The 14092-nt window shown below is 70.0% G+C and carries 19 protein-coding genes; 14 read left to right on the top strand and 5 right to left on the bottom strand.

Going from position 1 to position 14092, the window contains the following annotated elements; all coding sequences use genetic code 11:
* Positions 1-36 precede the first annotated feature (36 nt).
* Complete coding sequence (locus ACWDSJ_RS17815) at positions 37-2007, top strand: hypothetical protein (RefSeq protein ID WP_450033180.1); 1971 nt, start codon at positions 37-39, stop codon at positions 2005-2007.
* Between the two features lie 25 nt (positions 2008-2032).
* Positions 2033-2260 carry an EF-hand domain-containing protein gene (locus ACWDSJ_RS17810; protein WP_450033179.1) on the top strand — a complete coding sequence of 76 codons (228 nt, stop codon included), beginning with the start codon at positions 2033-2035 and terminating at the stop codon, positions 2258-2260.
* Between the two features lies 1 nt (position 2261).
* On the opposite strand, the gene ACWDSJ_RS17805 is transcribed toward ACWDSJ_RS17810, so the two are convergent.
* Entirely contained in the window at positions 2262-2699 is a 438-nt protein-coding gene (locus ACWDSJ_RS17805) for a VOC family protein (RefSeq protein ID WP_450033178.1), read from the bottom strand.
* 73 nt (positions 2700-2772) lie between these two features.
* Positions 2773-3039 carry a protealysin inhibitor emfourin gene (locus ACWDSJ_RS17800; RefSeq protein ID WP_450033177.1) on the bottom strand — a complete coding sequence of 89 codons (267 nt, stop codon included), beginning with the start codon at positions 3037-3039 and terminating at the stop codon, positions 2773-2775.
* A gap of 125 nt (positions 3040-3164) precedes the next feature.
* Between ACWDSJ_RS17800 and ACWDSJ_RS17795 the strand changes: the two genes are divergently transcribed.
* Together ACWDSJ_RS17795 and ACWDSJ_RS17790 are read left to right on the top strand one after the other, a co-directional pair.
* Positions 3165-3668 carry a DinB family protein gene (locus ACWDSJ_RS17795; protein WP_450033176.1) on the top strand — a complete coding sequence of 168 codons (504 nt, stop codon included), beginning with the start codon at positions 3165-3167 and terminating at the stop codon, positions 3666-3668.
* Positions 3665-4069, top strand: a complete 405-nt coding sequence (locus ACWDSJ_RS17790) for a hypothetical protein (RefSeq protein ID WP_450033175.1) — start codon at positions 3665-3667, stop codon at positions 4067-4069. The genes ACWDSJ_RS17795 and ACWDSJ_RS17790 overlap by 4 nt, the downstream gene beginning before the upstream one ends.
* 261 nt (positions 4070-4330) lie before the next feature.
* Here the strand turns inward: ACWDSJ_RS17790 and ACWDSJ_RS17785 are convergent, their stop codons facing one another.
* Entirely contained in the window at positions 4331-5635 is a 1305-nt protein-coding gene (locus ACWDSJ_RS17785; RefSeq protein ID WP_450033174.1) for a hypothetical protein, read from the bottom strand.
* Positions 5632-5856 (bottom strand): hypothetical protein, encoded by a 225-nt coding sequence (locus tag ACWDSJ_RS17780; RefSeq protein WP_387361963.1) that lies wholly within the window; start codon positions 5854-5856, stop codon positions 5632-5634. The genes ACWDSJ_RS17785 and ACWDSJ_RS17780 overlap by 4 nt, the downstream gene beginning before the upstream one ends.
* Positions 5857-6121: 265 nt before the next feature.
* Between ACWDSJ_RS17780 and ACWDSJ_RS17775 the strand changes: the two genes are divergently transcribed.
* From ACWDSJ_RS17775 to ACWDSJ_RS17760, 4 genes are all read left to right on the top strand, one after another.
* On the top strand, positions 6122-6997 hold the full coding sequence (locus ACWDSJ_RS17775; RefSeq protein ID WP_450033173.1) for a hypothetical protein: 876 nt from the start codon (positions 6122-6124) through the stop codon (positions 6995-6997).
* Positions 6990-8765 (top strand): GMC family oxidoreductase N-terminal domain-containing protein, encoded by a 1776-nt coding sequence (locus ACWDSJ_RS17770; protein WP_450033172.1) that lies wholly within the window; start codon positions 6990-6992, stop codon positions 8763-8765. Before ACWDSJ_RS17775 ends, ACWDSJ_RS17770 begins: the two co-directional genes overlap by 8 nt.
* 82 nt (positions 8766-8847) lie before the next feature.
* Complete coding sequence (locus ACWDSJ_RS17765; protein WP_450033171.1) at positions 8848-9678, top strand: class I SAM-dependent methyltransferase; 831 nt, start codon at positions 8848-8850, stop codon at positions 9676-9678.
* Between the two features lie 4 nt (positions 9679-9682).
* Positions 9683-10291: a TetR/AcrR family transcriptional regulator gene (locus ACWDSJ_RS17760; protein WP_450033170.1), complete on the top strand. Its 609-nt coding sequence runs from the start codon at positions 9683-9685 to the stop codon at positions 10289-10291.
* Between the two features lie 109 nt (positions 10292-10400).
* Here ACWDSJ_RS17760 and ACWDSJ_RS17755 read toward each other — a convergent pair whose 3' ends face one another.
* On the bottom strand, positions 10401-10751 hold the full coding sequence (locus tag ACWDSJ_RS17755; protein ID WP_450033169.1) for a DUF1844 domain-containing protein: 351 nt from the start codon (positions 10749-10751) through the stop codon (positions 10401-10403).
* Between the two features lie 326 nt (positions 10752-11077).
* Here ACWDSJ_RS17755 and infC point away from each other — a divergent pair, with 326 nt between their 5' ends.
* The 6 genes from infC to ACWDSJ_RS17725 all read left to right on the top strand — a co-directional run bounded on the left by infC (position 11078) and on the right by ACWDSJ_RS17725 (position 14030).
* Positions 11078-11740: a translation initiation factor IF-3 gene (infC, locus tag ACWDSJ_RS17750; protein WP_387362306.1), complete on the top strand. Its 663-nt coding sequence runs from the start codon at positions 11078-11080 to the stop codon at positions 11738-11740.
* 72 nt (positions 11741-11812) lie between these two features.
* Complete coding sequence (gene rpmI / locus ACWDSJ_RS17745) at positions 11813-12007, top strand: 50S ribosomal protein L35 (RefSeq protein WP_387361975.1); 195 nt, start codon at positions 11813-11815, stop codon at positions 12005-12007.
* Positions 12008-12088: 81 nt separating this feature from the next.
* Complete coding sequence (gene rplT, locus ACWDSJ_RS17740; protein WP_387361977.1) at positions 12089-12469, top strand: 50S ribosomal protein L20; 381 nt, start codon at positions 12089-12091, stop codon at positions 12467-12469.
* Between the two features lie 97 nt (positions 12470-12566).
* Positions 12567-13379, top strand: coding sequence for a TrmH family RNA methyltransferase (locus ACWDSJ_RS17735; protein ID WP_450033168.1), 813 nt, complete (start codon positions 12567-12569; stop codon positions 13377-13379).
* Positions 13380-13425: 46 nt separating this feature from the next.
* Entirely contained in the window at positions 13426-13569 is a 144-nt protein-coding gene (locus ACWDSJ_RS17730) for a hypothetical protein (RefSeq protein ID WP_450033167.1), read from the top strand.
* 80 nt (positions 13570-13649) lie between these two features.
* Positions 13650-14030, top strand: coding sequence for a hypothetical protein (locus tag ACWDSJ_RS17725; RefSeq protein WP_450033166.1), 381 nt, complete (start codon positions 13650-13652; stop codon positions 14028-14030).
* The last annotated feature ends 62 nt before the right edge of the window (positions 14031-14092 follow it).

The raw sequence follows: 14092 nt of genomic DNA, 5'->3' as shown, positions 1-14092 counted from the left end.
TGAGCGGCGGCGGCCCGGCGGTTGGGGAGGCACCCAATGGGCTTGCGGGACAACACGTTCGGCTCGCGGCCGATGTCGTTCGGCGATCTGGTCGGCGGCGCGATCGGCGCGACGCGGCTGAACTGGAAGGTGTCGATCGGGTTCACGTTCGGGGCGATCGTCGTGGCGCTGGTCGCGCTGTGGTCGGTGTGCACGTCCGTGATCGGCTTCGCCGTCTCGGGGGCCGGGAGTTCGCTGAACGGCCTGGTCGCCGCGATGCTCGGGACGCTGGCCGTGTTCGTGGCGGCGCTGTTCGCGGTGGGCATTCCCGCGGACGCGGCGATCAACGGGGTGTGCGTCGTCGCGGCCGAGCACGCGATCCGAGGGGAGAGCGTCGGGCTCGGCGCGGTGATCGCGCGGGTCCGGCCGAGGTTCCTGCCGTTGTGCCGCCTCATGGTCGTGTTCTACATCCTGATCCTGGCGCCGGATTGGCTCGCACTGCCCGTGATCCTGTTCGCGGGCGGCAATCTGGTTGTCCTGCCGGTCGTCGGAATCGCCGTCTTCGCCCTCGGGGTGCTGTTCGGTCTGGCCCCGGTGGTCATGACCCTAGAGGGCCTGGGAGTCGTTGCGTCCCTGCGCCGTTCGGCCGCCCTGGTACGCCAGTGCTTCGGCCGCATCCTCGCGCTGCACATATTGTGGGCGATCCTGATGACAACCGTCCTGGCCATATCCTTCGTGCCCATCGGCCTCGTCACCATCACCCTCCCATCAGCGACGGTCGTGGTGTTCGTCCCGCTGTACCTCCTGCTGGCGACAGCCATAGCCTTCCCCCTGTTCCGAGCCGCCCAGACCCTGATGTACCTGGATCTGTCTGCGCGAGAGGCGGATTCGGGTCCGCCCGCGCGAGAAGCGGATTCGGCTCTTCCCGCGCAAGGGGCCGATTCGGCTCTGCCTGTGCGTAAAGCGGAACTGAGCTTGCCTGCGCGAGAGGCGAATTCGGCCCTACCCGCACGGCGCGGCGGGGCTTGGTTCCCCGTGCTGGTAGTCGTCGGTGTCCTCGTGGTGTCCGGCGACGCCACCTGGTGGGTTACCCATCGGACTACCCCGATGAGCGACTCGGCAGCATCCTCGTGGAACTACCCCACCGAGGGCGAAACACTCAGCGCCGGAACGCGTTCGGTTACCCGATGTGGGCAGCCGCCCGTGCTGACGCCGGTCGGGTATCGCACCGATCAGAGCGGCCTCGTCGTCCGCATGGAGTTGCGGGCCCGCTGCCCGCACGGCGATATCGTCTCCACCGACGCGCTGCGGATCAGCCTCACCGACGGCGGTCATCCCGTCGCCTCGGGTGTCTTCGACTTCTCCGGCACACCGCTGTACCTCCCGGACCCCGCCGTCTCCGTCGAGCACGAATTCCGGTTTCCGCTGGGCGCCTTCTGGCGGCTGCCGACCTCGCTCGACGGCCGATCGGGGTCGAGCGCGCAGGCGATCGGCGGCGGCCGCACCGTGCTCGTCGAATGCGCCGACGCGGGCACGAGTCACGGTCCCGCACAAGGCGAATACCGTGACGCGGCGGCCGGGAACGCGCCGAGCGCGGGGACCCCGGCCGCCACCGCCGGGGACGCCGAATCCGCCGCGCTGGACGCCCTGCGCGCGCAGGCCGACGCCGATCGTGCCGTGATCGCCCAGGACCTCGCCGATCGGTGGGTGCCGCAACTGTCGTCCAAGCGGGTCGGGCTGGTCGCCCCGGACGTGGACGGCCGCGTGGTCACCTGGTCCGCCGTGGAGATCCTGAATCAGCATCTGCGCCTGCGGTTGCGCTACCCCGAGGTCCGGCTGCTCTGGAGCGACGAATGGCAGACCTTCGACCTACGCGGCTGGTGGGTCACCATCGCCGGGGTCACCTTCCCCGACGCCGCGCCCGCCAACGGCTGGTGCGACGACCACGGCATCGTCGCCGATGAATGCTTCGCCAAACTGGTGAGCAATACCCGTGATTCGGCCGGGACCACGCGCTATCGGCGGTGAGGGCGCGATCTGCGATAGTGAACCCGTGGCCGAGCAACAGGATTTCGAGGCGGTGTTCCGGGTCTTCGACCAGGACGGGAGCGGGGCCGTCGAGGTGGGGGAGCTGGAGGCGATGGTGCGGGCGGTCGGCGGCAAGCGCAGCGGCGAGCAGATCCGGGAGCTGTTGAACGAGCTGGACTACGACCTCAACGGCAAGCTCACCTACTCGGAGTTCGCGCGGCTGTGCGAGGAGCTGTTCTCGCCGGGGGAGTGAGTCAACCCGCCGTCCCACCCAGGAAGTGCACGACCTCCCACAGATGGTCGTCCGGGTCGGCGAAGTAGCCCGCGTAGATGCCCCACGGTCGTTCCAGGGGCGCTCGCACGATCCGCCCGCCCGCCCGTTCGGCGCGCTCGAGGGTGCGGTCGACGTCGTCGCGGTGGTCGACGAAGACGCCGAGGCTCATCGGCGACCCGGCGACGCGTTCGGCGGGGATGCCCGCGTCCAGGGCGAGGTCCGCGCGTCCGTACAGCGACAGGATGAGCCCGTCGGCGAGGGTGAACATGGCCACCGCGCCGCCGGGAGTGGTTGCGTCCCTGGCGAATTCGGTGCCGATGATGCCCTCGGTGGTCAGGCCCAGGCCGTCGCGGTAGAACCGCACCGACCGTTCCAGATCATCGACCCCGAGGGTGACGGCGGCGATGCCGATCCGCATACGAGACTCCTTCCGTTCGTGGTCGCCTCAGTAAAGCGCCCGCGACCGCGGAAGGTCTTGAACGAATCGGACGTCACTGCGCCGATTGCAGCACGCCGGTGATCAACCGGCGCTGTTCGGGCGTCAGGTTCGGATCGGCGCATTCGACGGTTCGCCCGTCGACGGCGATCCGGTACACGTAGCCGTCGGGGATCGGCGTCGCCGGGGTGTCCGACCCGGCGGCGAGCACCTGCCGGGCGAGGTCCTCCCATTCGGCGGCGTCGTCGCGTCCGGCGGTGTCCAGTTCGGCGGTCTTCGGCTTACCGGTGAGCCCGCCGCTCCGCGTGACCACAATGAGCATGGGCACTATGCTCGCATACTCCCCGCGATCGGGGAGCCGAACGAAAACCGTTGTCCGACAGTACCGCAGCCGTTCCCGCGCCGCCCCGTCGCGGCGGCTCGCGGGCCCTGGCATACCGTGAGCCCGTGGACGCCTGCGCCGAATGCGGATTCGACTACGACCTGGCCCGAGCCGCCGAGGTCGCGGATCGCGCCGTCGCCTACGCGGCCGACTACGCCGAGCTGCTGGCGCTCGACCCGTCGCTGCTGCGGCGGCACGCCGATCCGGGCGTGTGGTCGCCCCTCGAATACGCCTGCCACGTCCGTGACGTCCTGCTGGTCATGCGTGAACGCGTGCTCGCCGCCCGCCGCACCGACACCCCGACCGCCACTCCCATGGGCCGCGACGAGCGTGTCGACCACGACGGCTACGCCGACCAGCGCCCCGAGGACGTGGCCCGGCAACTCCGCGACGCCGCCCTGCTCCTGGCCACTGTGCTGAACCGCCTCGGCGAGTCCGACTGGGAGCGCACCCTCGTCTTCACCTACCCCGCCGAATCGCTGCGCTCGCTCCGCTGGATCGCCCTGCACACAGAGCACGAACTCCACCACCACCTCCTCGACATCCGCCGCCAGGTGACCGCCCGATGACCACCGACCCTCGCCTCTGGATCATCGACGCCGCCAATGTTATCGGCTCCCGCCCGGACGGCTGGTGGCGCGACCGCCCCGCCGCCGCCCGCCGCCTGCTCACCCGCCTCGCCGCCTGGACCCGACACCTCCCCGCCGGGTCCACGATCCTCGTCATCCTCGAGGGCGCAACGAAACCCGTTGCGGCCGAAGACTTCTCGCCCGTCCGCACAGTGGCCGCCCCCGGCTCGGGCGACGACACCATCGTCGCGGAGGCAACCTCCGCCACCGAGGACGGCATCGCCCCGATCACCGTAGTCACCGCCGACCGTGGCCTCCGCACCCGACTGACCCCACTCGGCGTGAATATCGCAGGCCCACAACAACTCTGGTCACAACTCGACCAGATACCCGACTCCTGATCCTCAACGCCCTCGCCCACAAGCCTCCATCGGCAGCCCACCGCCGACTCCGAGTATGCCGCCCGGCTATCCAAAACCTCTGCCCCACAAGAGTTCTCGCACCGCTGTTTATCCCACCCCGCCACGAGTCCCCGTCGCCGCCCCACTGCCGACGCCGGATTTGGCCACCCGTACGCTCGCCGCGCCCGCTGTTGATCCCACCCGGCCACGAGCCTCCGTCGGCGACCCGCTGCCGACGCCGAATAGCGCCGCCCCGCTCACTCACCGCGCCTGCTGTTGATCCCACCCCGCCCCCGTCCCCCGATGCCGCCCGGCGCGGCGTCGACGGAAGAACACCTCCTCCGCCGACTCGTGGGGAATCGCCGCCGCGATCACCTCGAGCCGCGGGTCGTCGCGGTATTCCGCCAGGTGCCACTGCAAGCCGGTGCGGCGTTCCGGCGGAAGCGTCGCCCAGATCGCGCCGACGTGGGAGCGGACCTCGGCGTCGGCGCTCGCGAGGAATTCCAGCAGGGGCGACCAGAGGTCGGCTTGCGTTGCCAGGGCGGGCAATTCGGCCAGCGTCGCGGGGGACAATCCGGCCAGCATCCGCGCGCCGCGTTGCCGGATGTCGGCGGGGGCGGCGCGGAGCAGCGCGAGCAGGCCCCGCCAGGGCGCCGGGCGCGCCTCGCCGTCGAGGCCGCTGACGAGCGCGTGCAGCGCCGGATCGTGGGCGAGGATCGGGTTGGTCGCCAACCGTCCCAGGGCGCCGGGGCCGAGATGCCCTGTGACGGTGAGCAATTCGGGGACCGCGCGGACCCGGAGGGCGTTGTCGACGAAAGTGCTCAACTGCGGGATGGACCCGATGGTGAACAGGATCTCGCCCACCGCCGCCACCGTCTCCGGGTGACAGCGGGAGAAGATCGACAACGCCGCCGCCTGCAACTCCGGCGACCCCGCCAGCACGGTCCGGATCATGCGCGGAATGCGTTGCGACGCACCGACCAGCAGGTGCCGGACGATCGCGTCCACGCTGTCGGCCTCGAAGGCGTAGGCCGCGGAGAAGATCAGCCCCGCGTCGTCGTCGACACCGTGCTCCACCGCCTCGATCAGAGCCGGTGTCGCGTAGGCGAGGAACGGCCCCGCCGTGATGTAGTCGCGACGGCGCAGGATCTCGTTGACCACCCGCACCACCGGTCCGGGCGGCGCCAGATCCGCGAGCAGGCCCAGCGCGCGCGGGTCCAGATACGGCGCGCAGTCGGCCGCGTAGGACGGGTTCAGCATGCTGACCGTCTCCACCGCCTTCTTCGGATGATCCACCCCGACCGCCCCCGCCGCGCGTCCGGTCATCATCGGCGGCACCAGCCGCTGCACCAGCGGCAGTGAGATCGTCAACGGGATGATCGGCACCAATTTGCTTATCCGCGAGAACATTTCGGCGTGCTGATCGAACAGCGCGTTGGCCAGCCGCTGCTGGATCTCGTGCAATCGATCGGCCCCCAGCCGTTCCAGATGCGCCAGCCGCTCCGGCGGCACGTGCAGGGTGCGGGCGAGCAGGACCAGCTGCGCGCGGGTGACCAGATCGCTCATCGGTCGAGCCGGTCGCCGAACATGATCTTCTTCGTGATCCCGCGCAACGGCCGGGGCAGCGCGCCGACCATGGCGTCGACGGCCTCGTTCAGCGCGGCCGTCTCGTGCCGCCGCGCGGCATGCAGCAACACCAGCAGATCGGTGACCTCCCGATCGCCGAGCTCGTCCAGGGCCGCCAGCGGCCCGCCCAGTTCCCGTTCCAGATCCGATCTCGCGGTCATGCTGCTCCTGGTTCGTCCGTGTCTCGCATGGTAGGAGCCCGGCCGGGACGCCAGGGGCGAATCCGTCCGGGTTTGCTCCATCTCACGGGACGTGCCGCGGGCGGTGCTCGGCAAGGAAGATCGAAAGACCCTGTTGGACTTCACAGTTGATGATCACGACCGCTGTGTCATCCCCTCGGCCGCGGCGGCGACGTACCGGTTGGGGGTGCGCTGATCGTTACCGTGAGTCTCGCTCGATTCACAACTCGGCCAGCAGGGGGCCATGATGAGTAACAGTGCAGAGGGGGCGGTGGGCCGTCGGCGTTTCCTGACCTACACGGCCTGGCTCGCGGCGATTCTCGGCGTACGTCCACTCCTTCCGGCGGCGTCGCCGCCGATCGCGCACGCGGCCGGGCCGCTGGGCCCGGGGGACGCGTTCGCGCTGGACACCATGCGCGCGGTCGCGGTGATGGTGTTCCCGGGCGCGGACGACTGGTCGCGGGCGCAGGGGGTGAGCCGAAACGCCCCGGGGCCCATCGAATTCGGGGGCGGCGAGTTCCTGATGGACCTGTTCGACCACTATCTGGCCGCGGGCGATCAGCTCACCCGCCCGGTGGCGGTCGGCATCGGCGAGGCGTTGCAAGATCTGGGCATACCGGTGGCACCGTTCCTCGGGATCTCGCCCGAGCAGGCGCGCACGGTCGATCAGGCGCTGGGCTACGCCTACGCCGATCGGTGGCTGCCGTTGTCGGGTCTGATGGCGCTGATCCTGACCTTCGGGTCGGTGCTGGTCGCGCCCGGTTCGGTGGTGGGGCCGCTGGGTTCGCCGTTCGCGCGGCTGAGCCTGCGCGACAAGTGCCGGGTGGTGGAATTGCTGGAACGTCCACTGCCGGAACTGGTTTCGATCGTGGATCGGGTGCTGCCCGGTCCGCTGCACGGCTCGGCGAGCGGCTTCCTCCAGTTCGGCGGCGGCATCCTGCTCGACGGCGCGGCCTTCGCCGTGCACTCGGAGCTGTACCTGTTCGATCCCGCGACTCGCGATGTGCGCCAACGTCCCCCGTCGTGGGAGCTCACCGGCTATCGCCCGACCGGACTGGTCGACGGGCAACCCGATCTGATCGGCTACTACCAGGGCCGGACGGAGGTGCCCGCCGATGCGTGACGTCATCGTGATCGGAGCCGGGGGCGGCGGCCCCGTCGTCGCCGCCGAACTCGCCGGGCGCGGCCTGGACGTGCTGCTGCTGGAAGGCGGTCCGCGCCACGCGGATCCGCGTTCGCAGTGGTCGCACGCGGAGAACGACGCCAACAACCCCAACACCGGTTTCCTGCGCTTCGGGCCGGAGGACCGCCGCAAACCCTCCTGGTTCCGGGAGTGGGCGGGCAATATGTTCGTGTGGGAGCTGTCCGGCGTCGGCGGCACCACCCAGCACTACTTCGGCAACTGCCCGCGGCCGTTTCCCGGTGTGTTCCAGGGCTATTCGGGCCCGGACGCCGCGGCCTACGACCGCGCGCACGAATTCCCTTTTCCCTATGAGGAATTCGTGCCGTATCTGGAGTGGGTCGAGGAGACGCTGCCGGTGCAGACCGCGGCCATGGGCACCAAGGAGAGCATCTCCTTCCGCGGCTGCGAGGCCGTCGGGCTCCCGGTGCAGACCACCCGGACGAGCTATCGGGATTCCTTTCGCCCGCAACAGAACGCGATCCTGCAACCGGGCGGCAATGCCGGGCGCACCGACCGCGAGGACCTGCTGACCTACCCGGCCGCGACCGGATGTACCTTCTGCGGCCACTGTTTCCAGGGCTGCTATCAGCCGGTGCGCGCCCCGCGCAACCAGTTCGCCAAGCGCTCCACCGACAACAGTTACGTCCCTTTGGGTTTGGCCGCCGACGCGGTGCGCCCCGGCGGTCGTCCGGTGCACCTGCTCGCCGACTCCTTCGTCACGACGATCAACTGGGAGCAGCGCGGGGACCAGGCCGTCGCGACCGGCGTGACGTGGCGGAACAACTCCAGCGGGGAGGTGTTCACCGAGGACGCGGCGGTGGTGGTGCTCTCCGGCGGCGCGTCGGGCAGCCCGCGGGTGTGGTTCAACAGCGGCCTGCCCAATCCCAACGACTGGGTCGGGCGCGGCCACACCGACCATTACCTCGACTGGGTGGTCGGCGTGTTCGACGAGTACACCGGAAACTCCAAGGGCGCCAACTCCTCCGCCCGCATGGACTTCCCCGGCCACGGCTGCATCGAACCCGTCGGCCTGACCCCGGCCATCCAGGCGTTCTCGATGAACCTGTCCGACAGCGGGGTTCGCGGCGTCTACGACAACGGGCGCGGCCCGACCGGCCCGTGGGACGGCCGGGCCGGCCGCCTCGTCGGCCAGGAGCTGATGGACCTGCTCGGCACCGGCATCGACAACCTGCTCAACTTCCTGATCCTCACCGACGACCGGGTCGAACCCGACAGCCGGGTCACCACGTCGTTCTTCCCGGCGGACGAGAACGGCGCCCCGGCGAAGATCGATGTGGTCGGCCGCCGCCGCTCCGCCGCCACGCACGCGAATCGGGAGTGGGTCGCCACCCGCGGCGCGGAGATCATGCGCGCGGCCGGGGCGCGCACGGTGTACCGGATGGATTGGGCGCCGCTGCTGTTGCACGTGCAGTCCTCCATGCGCATGGGCACCTCCCCGCACGATTCGGTGCTCGACGTCAATGCCGAATCCCGTTGGGTGAAGCGGCTTTTCATCGCAGACAACTCCGCCCTGGCCAATTCGCTCGGCGGTCCAAATCCCACGCTGTCCACGCAGGCGCTGGCGACTCGCACCGCGGAGCGGATCTTCCGGATCTACTTCGGGGGTGACAGCTGGGTGGACAAGGAGTCGCCGATCCCGAGTACGGACAAGCGGATCTCGGCGCGGTTGGCGGAGTTGGGGCTGTGAGCTGCGGAGGTTGACGGCGGAGGGCTCGTGGCACAGTATGAACGTACGTTCATGAACGAGCGTTCATAATGGGAGGTGTGCCATGAACCCGATCGTCAACACCGCGCAGTCGCAGGCGTGGAACGGCTACGAGGGCTCGCACTGGGCCGACAATTACGACCGCTACGACGCGGTGAACGGCGGGTACAACGAACCGCTGCTCACCGCGGCGGGCATCGGGCCCGAGGATCGGGTGCTCGATATCGGTTGTGGCACCGGGCAATTGACGCGGCTGGCGGCCCGCCGGGCGCGGTCGGCGACCGGGGTCGACCTGTCCGGGCCGATGCTGGCGCGGGCCCGGGAGCGGGCGGCGGCCGAGGGGGTGACCAATGTGTCGTTCGAGCAGGGCGACGCGCAGGTATTTCCCTTTCCCGCAGGCGGTTTCGATGTCGCGACGAGTCGGTTCGGCGTCATGTTCTTCGCCGATCCCGTGGCCGCGTTCGCCAATATCGCGCGGGCGCTGCGGCCGGGCGGGCGACTGGCGTACGTCGCCATGCCCGCGGACGCTGACACCGATATCAGCGCGGTGTTCGCCGCCGCTGGGGAGCATCTGCCCGGGTTCGGGATCGGTCACGGGTTCGACGCGCTGGGCGATCCGGACGGTACTCGGAAGCTGTTGGGGGAGGCCGGTTTCGGGGATGTCACGGCGCGTGTGCTGGAATCGTCCGGATGCTGGGGCGAGAATGTCGCGGCGGCAACGGAATTCGTCATGGGCTGGGGTCCGGTCCGCTACCACCGCGAACGCAACGGCTTCGCCACCGACGACCGCGTCCGCGCCGCCGTGTCCGCCGCCCTCGAACCCCTGGCCCGGCCCGACGGGGTGTATCTGCGGGGCGCGGGTCTGCTGGTCACCGCGTCGGTCCCGCTACCGTGAGGGCATGTCACCGAGGAAGGCCGCGGCGCTGCGTGATCGCGACGACGCGGATCTGCGCGCCCATCTGGTCGCCACCGCCCGGCGGCTCATCGCGGAGCAGGGCGGCGCGGGCCTGACCGTGCGCGCCATCGCGCGCGCTGCCGGTGTCGCCGACGGCGTGCTCTACAACCACTTCGCCGATAAGGAGGAACTGCTCGCCGCGGCCCTGCGCGCCCACGTGGACGCGGTCCACGCCGAACTCGCCCCGCCCCCGACGCCGGGCGCGGGCACCCTCGCCCAGAACCTGCTCGGCTGGCTCGACCACGGCCTGGCCCTGCACCGCGGCATCCTCCCCGTCTTCACCCAACTCCTCGCCCACCCCGCCGTCCTCACCCGCTACGCGCAAACCCCCGGCGCCCAACCGGATTGGCGCGACGCCCTCACCACCCACCTCACCGCCGAACGCGCCCTGGGCCGCATCACCCCCACCGCCGACCTCGACGCCACCGCCGCCCTCCTCGTCGGCATCTGCCACGACGCCGTCCTCTCAGCCCTCTTCCCCGGCGGCCCCCCACACCCCATCACCACCCCCACCGCCGTCATCACCACCCTCCTCCCATCCCTCACCCCCTGAAAGCACTCCAACCCAGCCGCACCCCTTATCCGAATCCGCACCCCCTGCATGGCTCTACAACGGGTGCGGATCCCAATAAAGGGTGCGGCTGGGTTCGTGTACGGGGGGGTCAGTAGACCGGGCCGGTGTACTTTTCGCCGGGGCCCTGGCCGGGGGCGTCGGGGTGGGCGGAGGATTCGCGGAAGGCGCGTTGGAGGGATTGGAGGCCCTCGCGGATCGGGCCGGCGTGGGGGCCGAGGTACTCGACCGAGGCGGTGACCAGGCCGGCGAGGGCGGTGATGACGCGGCGGGCCTCGTCCAGGTCGCGGCGGGGGCTGGTGTCGGGGTCGTCGTCGGCCAGGCCCAGCTTCTCGGCGGCCGAGCTCATCAGCATGACGGCCGCGCGGCTGATCACCTCGACGGCCGGGATGTCGGCCAGGTCGCGCACGGTCTCGGGCTCGTTCAGCGGGGCCTCACTCATGGCCCGTAGCATGGCATCCGGACCCGATGTGCCTGGTCGCGGGGGCGGGCGATTGGGAGGTTCGACGCGGGGGATGTTAAGCTGTCCTGCGACGACCGCCCCGGTCCGGTACCGGGGCCTGTAAGTGGAGCCCGACTCCCACCGCCGGCCGGCGACACGCCAGGCTCGACGGTCCGGTCGCCCATCGTTCGCGATGGGTTCCTCGTGCGGCATATGCCCCGCACAGGGTCGACGCGAGTCGTTCGCGTCGGCGATCGGTCGACATCGGGCCCCGTGGCGGTGAAATACCGCACCGGGGCTTTCGTGTTGGATATGGGGTTGCAGTTATAGCTTGCGGTCGTTGGACGACACCGCTTGACCTAGGAGGCCCCATCAGCACTGAGACCCGCATCAACGATCGCATCCGCGTGCCCGAGGTCCGGCTCATCGGACCGGGCGGCGAGCAGGTTGGGATCGTGCGTGTTGAAGATGCACTGCGCGTCGCCATGGAGGCAGACCTCGACCTGGTCGAGGTCGCACCGGATGCGCGCCCACCGGTCTGTAAGATCATGGACTACGGCAAGTTCAAGTACGAGACCGCGCAGAAGGCGCGCGAGTCCCGGAAGAACCAGCAGCAGACCGTGATCAAGGAGCAGAAGCTCCGCCCCAAGATCGATGACCACGACTACGAGACGAAGAAGGGCCACGTCCTTCGCTTCCTGCAAGCCGGCTCGAAGGTCAAGGTCACGATCATGTTCCGCGGTCGTGAGCAGTCGAGACCCGAACTCGGGTTCCGCCTGTTGCAGCGGCTGGCGTCCGATGTGGCCGACTACGGCTTCGTCGAGACCTCGGCCAAGCAGGACGGCCGGAACATGACCATGGTCCTCGCCCCGCACAAGGGCGCGAAGACGCGGACGAAGGCACAGCAGGCGGCGTCGTCGCAGCGTGATGCCGCGCCCGCCACCGGTGGTGACGCTCCGGCCGCCCAGGCCGACGGGGCCCCCTCGTAGTAATCCCGATACAGCAACCGGCGGGATGCGCGCTTTCGGCGTGCCCGCCGGCCGAGACAGATTGAGGAATCCATGCCGAAGATGAAGAGCCACAGCGGCACCTCGAAGCGATTCAAGGTGACCGGGAGCGGCAAGTTGCGTCGCCAGCAGGCGAACCGTCGTCACCTGTTCGAGCACAAGCCCACTCGCCGGACTCGTCGTCTGGACGGCACGGTGGAGGTCGCCAAGGCCGACGTCCGTCGCGTCAAGAAGCTGCTCGGTATCTGAGTTCGCTCTCCGCGATTCGTTTACTTCCCGACCATCCCCCGGGCGCCGCGCGCGCCCCTCGATCGAAACAAGGACTGACCAGTGGCACGCGTCAAAAGGGCCGTCAACGCTCAGAAGAAGCGCCGTACCGTTCTCGAGGCCAGCAAGGGCTACCGCGGCCAGCGTTCGCGGCTGTACCGCAAGGCCAAGGAGCAGCAGCTCAAGTCGCTGACCTACGCCTTCCGGGACCGCCGGGCGCGCAAGGGTGACTTCCGCAAGCTGTGGATCGCCCGCATCAACGCGGCGGCCCGCGCCAACGACATCACCTACAACCGCTTCATCCAGGGCCTCAAGCTCGCGGGTGTCGAGGTGGACCGCAAGATCCTCGCCGAGCTCGCCGTCTCCGACGCCGAGGCGTTCACCGGCCTGGTCGCGGTCGCGAAGGCCGCCCTGCCGGAGGATGTCAACGCCCCGGCCGCCTGAATCACCAGGTGACACAACAGCATTCGGAACGACCCGCCGCCAGCGCTCCCAGAGCGCGGCCGCGGGTCGTTTCGTCGGGTGTGCGCCGGGGTCGGCGATGACCGACGCCGTGATCGACTGGCGCAATCCGCGGATCGTGTCCGCGGTGAAACTCCACCGCGCCCCGCAGCGCCGCAAGACCGGCCTGTTCCTCGCCGAGGGCGCGAATTCCGTTGCGGCGGCGCTGGATACCGAGCGGGTGCGGGAACTGTTCTACACCGCGCGCGCCGCCGAACGCGAACACGAACTGGTCGCGAGCGCCGTCGCCCGGGGGGTGCGCGCGACGCCGGTGAGCGAGCGCGCCGCCGAGCACCTGGGGGAGACGGTCACCCCGCCCGGCCTGGTCGCCGTCTGCGAGAGCGTGGATGTGCCGCTCTCCCAGGTTCTTTCGGACGCGCCGCGGATGCTGGCCGTTCCCGTGGAGATCGCCGACCCCGGCAACGCGGGCACCCTGATCCGCGTCGCCGACGCCGTCGGCGCGAACGCCGTTGTGCTGGCCGGTGATTCGGTCGACCCGCACAACGGCAAATGCGTCCGCGCCTGCGCCGGAAGCCTTTTCCACGTCCCGATCGCCCGCGAGCGCGACACCGGCGCGGTCCTCGACGCGCTCGCCGAGGCGGGCGTCACCGTCCTGGCCACGACCGCGACCGGCGAGGTCGATCTCGACGACGCCGACGAGATCCTCTCCGGCCCGGTCGCCTGGCTGTTCGGCAACGAGGCGCACGGCTTGCCCCGCGAGGTCGCCGCGCGCGCGGACCACCGCGTCCGCATCCCCATCCACGGCCGCGCCGAGAGCCTGAATCTCGCCGCCGCGGCGGCCATCTGTCTCTACGCGAGCGCCCGCGTCCAGCACCGCGAGTTTCGATCATGACCCACCGGCAACCCCTCGAACACGACGAACGAGAAAGGATGCCGATATGACCTTCCAGGACGTGCTCGCCCAACTCCGCCAGGACATCACCACCGCCGAGGACCGCGGCGACACCGAAACCGCCGACCGCCTCCGCGGCGAACTCGAGAAGGCCCAGCGCGAGGGCGACAAGCCCGCCGAGGAGCTGTAACCGGTCAGGAATCGAGAAGCGCTGGTCGGCGGGTTCTCCGTACCGTTTCCGTACTGGTTCCGGACGATGAGGAGAATTCGATGAGCGCGTGGATCCGGCAGGGACATCGGTGGGCGGCGGTCGCTTTCGTGGTGACGATCGTGGTCGCCGTGGTGGGCGCAGCGGTGGGGGCGCAGTGGGCGTTGTATCTGCCGCTCGCGCCGCTGGCCGTGCTGGCGGTGTCCGGGTTGGTCATGTTCGTGCGGGGGTGGGGGCGGGCGGTCTCGCCGGTGCGGCGGATCCACCGGGCCGCGGTGGTCGTGTTCGTGGTGACCGTGCTGGCGACCGTGGTCGCGCTCGCGCAGGAGGAGCCGATCGTGTGGGTGTCGTATCTGCCCCTGTTCCCGCTCGCGGTGCTGCTGGTCTCGGGGGCCTACATGTTCCTGCGGACCTCCCGGCGGCCCGCGGCGGTGGCCGGTTAGACTCGACGGCGATGATGACCGGGACGGCGCCACGCCACGCACAGACGGGTGACCCGGTGCTC

The organism is Nocardia sp. NPDC003482, assembly GCF_053588115.1.
Note: the sequence above shows the minus strand (reverse complement) of the source record. Positions and strands in the feature narration are given on the sequence as shown.

Coding starts and splice junctions, on each gene's coding strand:
- ACWDSJ_RS17815 (WP_450033180.1), top strand. CDS start 37: ATGGGCTTGCGGGACAACACGTTCGGCTCGCGGCCGATGTCGTTCGGC.
- ACWDSJ_RS17805 (WP_450033178.1), bottom strand. CDS start 2,699: ATGCGGATCGGCATCGCCGCCGTCACCCTCGGGGTCGATGATCTGGAA.
- ACWDSJ_RS17760 (WP_450033170.1), top strand. CDS start 9,683: ATGTCACCGAGGAAGGCCGCGGCGCTGCGTGATCGCGACGACGCGGAT.
- ACWDSJ_RS17765 (WP_450033171.1), top strand. CDS start 8,848: ATGAACCCGATCGTCAACACCGCGCAGTCGCAGGCGTGGAACGGCTAC.
- ACWDSJ_RS17725 (WP_450033166.1), top strand. CDS start 13,650: ATGAGCGCGTGGATCCGGCAGGGACATCGGTGGGCGGCGGTCGCTTTC.
- ACWDSJ_RS17730 (WP_450033167.1), top strand. CDS start 13,426: ATGACCTTCCAGGACGTGCTCGCCCAACTCCGCCAGGACATCACCACC.
- ACWDSJ_RS17780 (WP_387361963.1), bottom strand. CDS start 5,856: ATGACCGCGAGATCGGATCTGGAACGGGAACTGGGCGGGCCGCTGGCG.
- ACWDSJ_RS17755 (WP_450033169.1), bottom strand. CDS start 10,751: ATGAGTGAGGCCCCGCTGAACGAGCCCGAGACCGTGCGCGACCTGGCC.
- ACWDSJ_RS17770 (WP_450033172.1), top strand. CDS start 6,990: ATGCGTGACGTCATCGTGATCGGAGCCGGGGGCGGCGGCCCCGTCGTC.
- ACWDSJ_RS17735 (WP_450033168.1), top strand. CDS start 12,567: ATGACCGACGCCGTGATCGACTGGCGCAATCCGCGGATCGTGTCCGCG.
- ACWDSJ_RS17800 (WP_450033177.1), bottom strand. CDS start 3,039: ATGCTCATTGTGGTCACGCGGAGCGGCGGGCTCACCGGTAAGCCGAAG.
- ACWDSJ_RS17785 (WP_450033174.1), bottom strand. CDS start 5,635: ATGAGCGATCTGGTCACCCGCGCGCAGCTGGTCCTGCTCGCCCGCACC.
- ACWDSJ_RS17790 (WP_450033175.1), top strand. CDS start 3,665: ATGACCACCGACCCTCGCCTCTGGATCATCGACGCCGCCAATGTTATC.
- rpmI (WP_387361975.1), top strand. CDS start 11,813: ATGCCGAAGATGAAGAGCCACAGCGGCACCTCGAAGCGATTCAAGGTG.
- ACWDSJ_RS17775 (WP_450033173.1), top strand. CDS start 6,122: ATGAGTAACAGTGCAGAGGGGGCGGTGGGCCGTCGGCGTTTCCTGACC.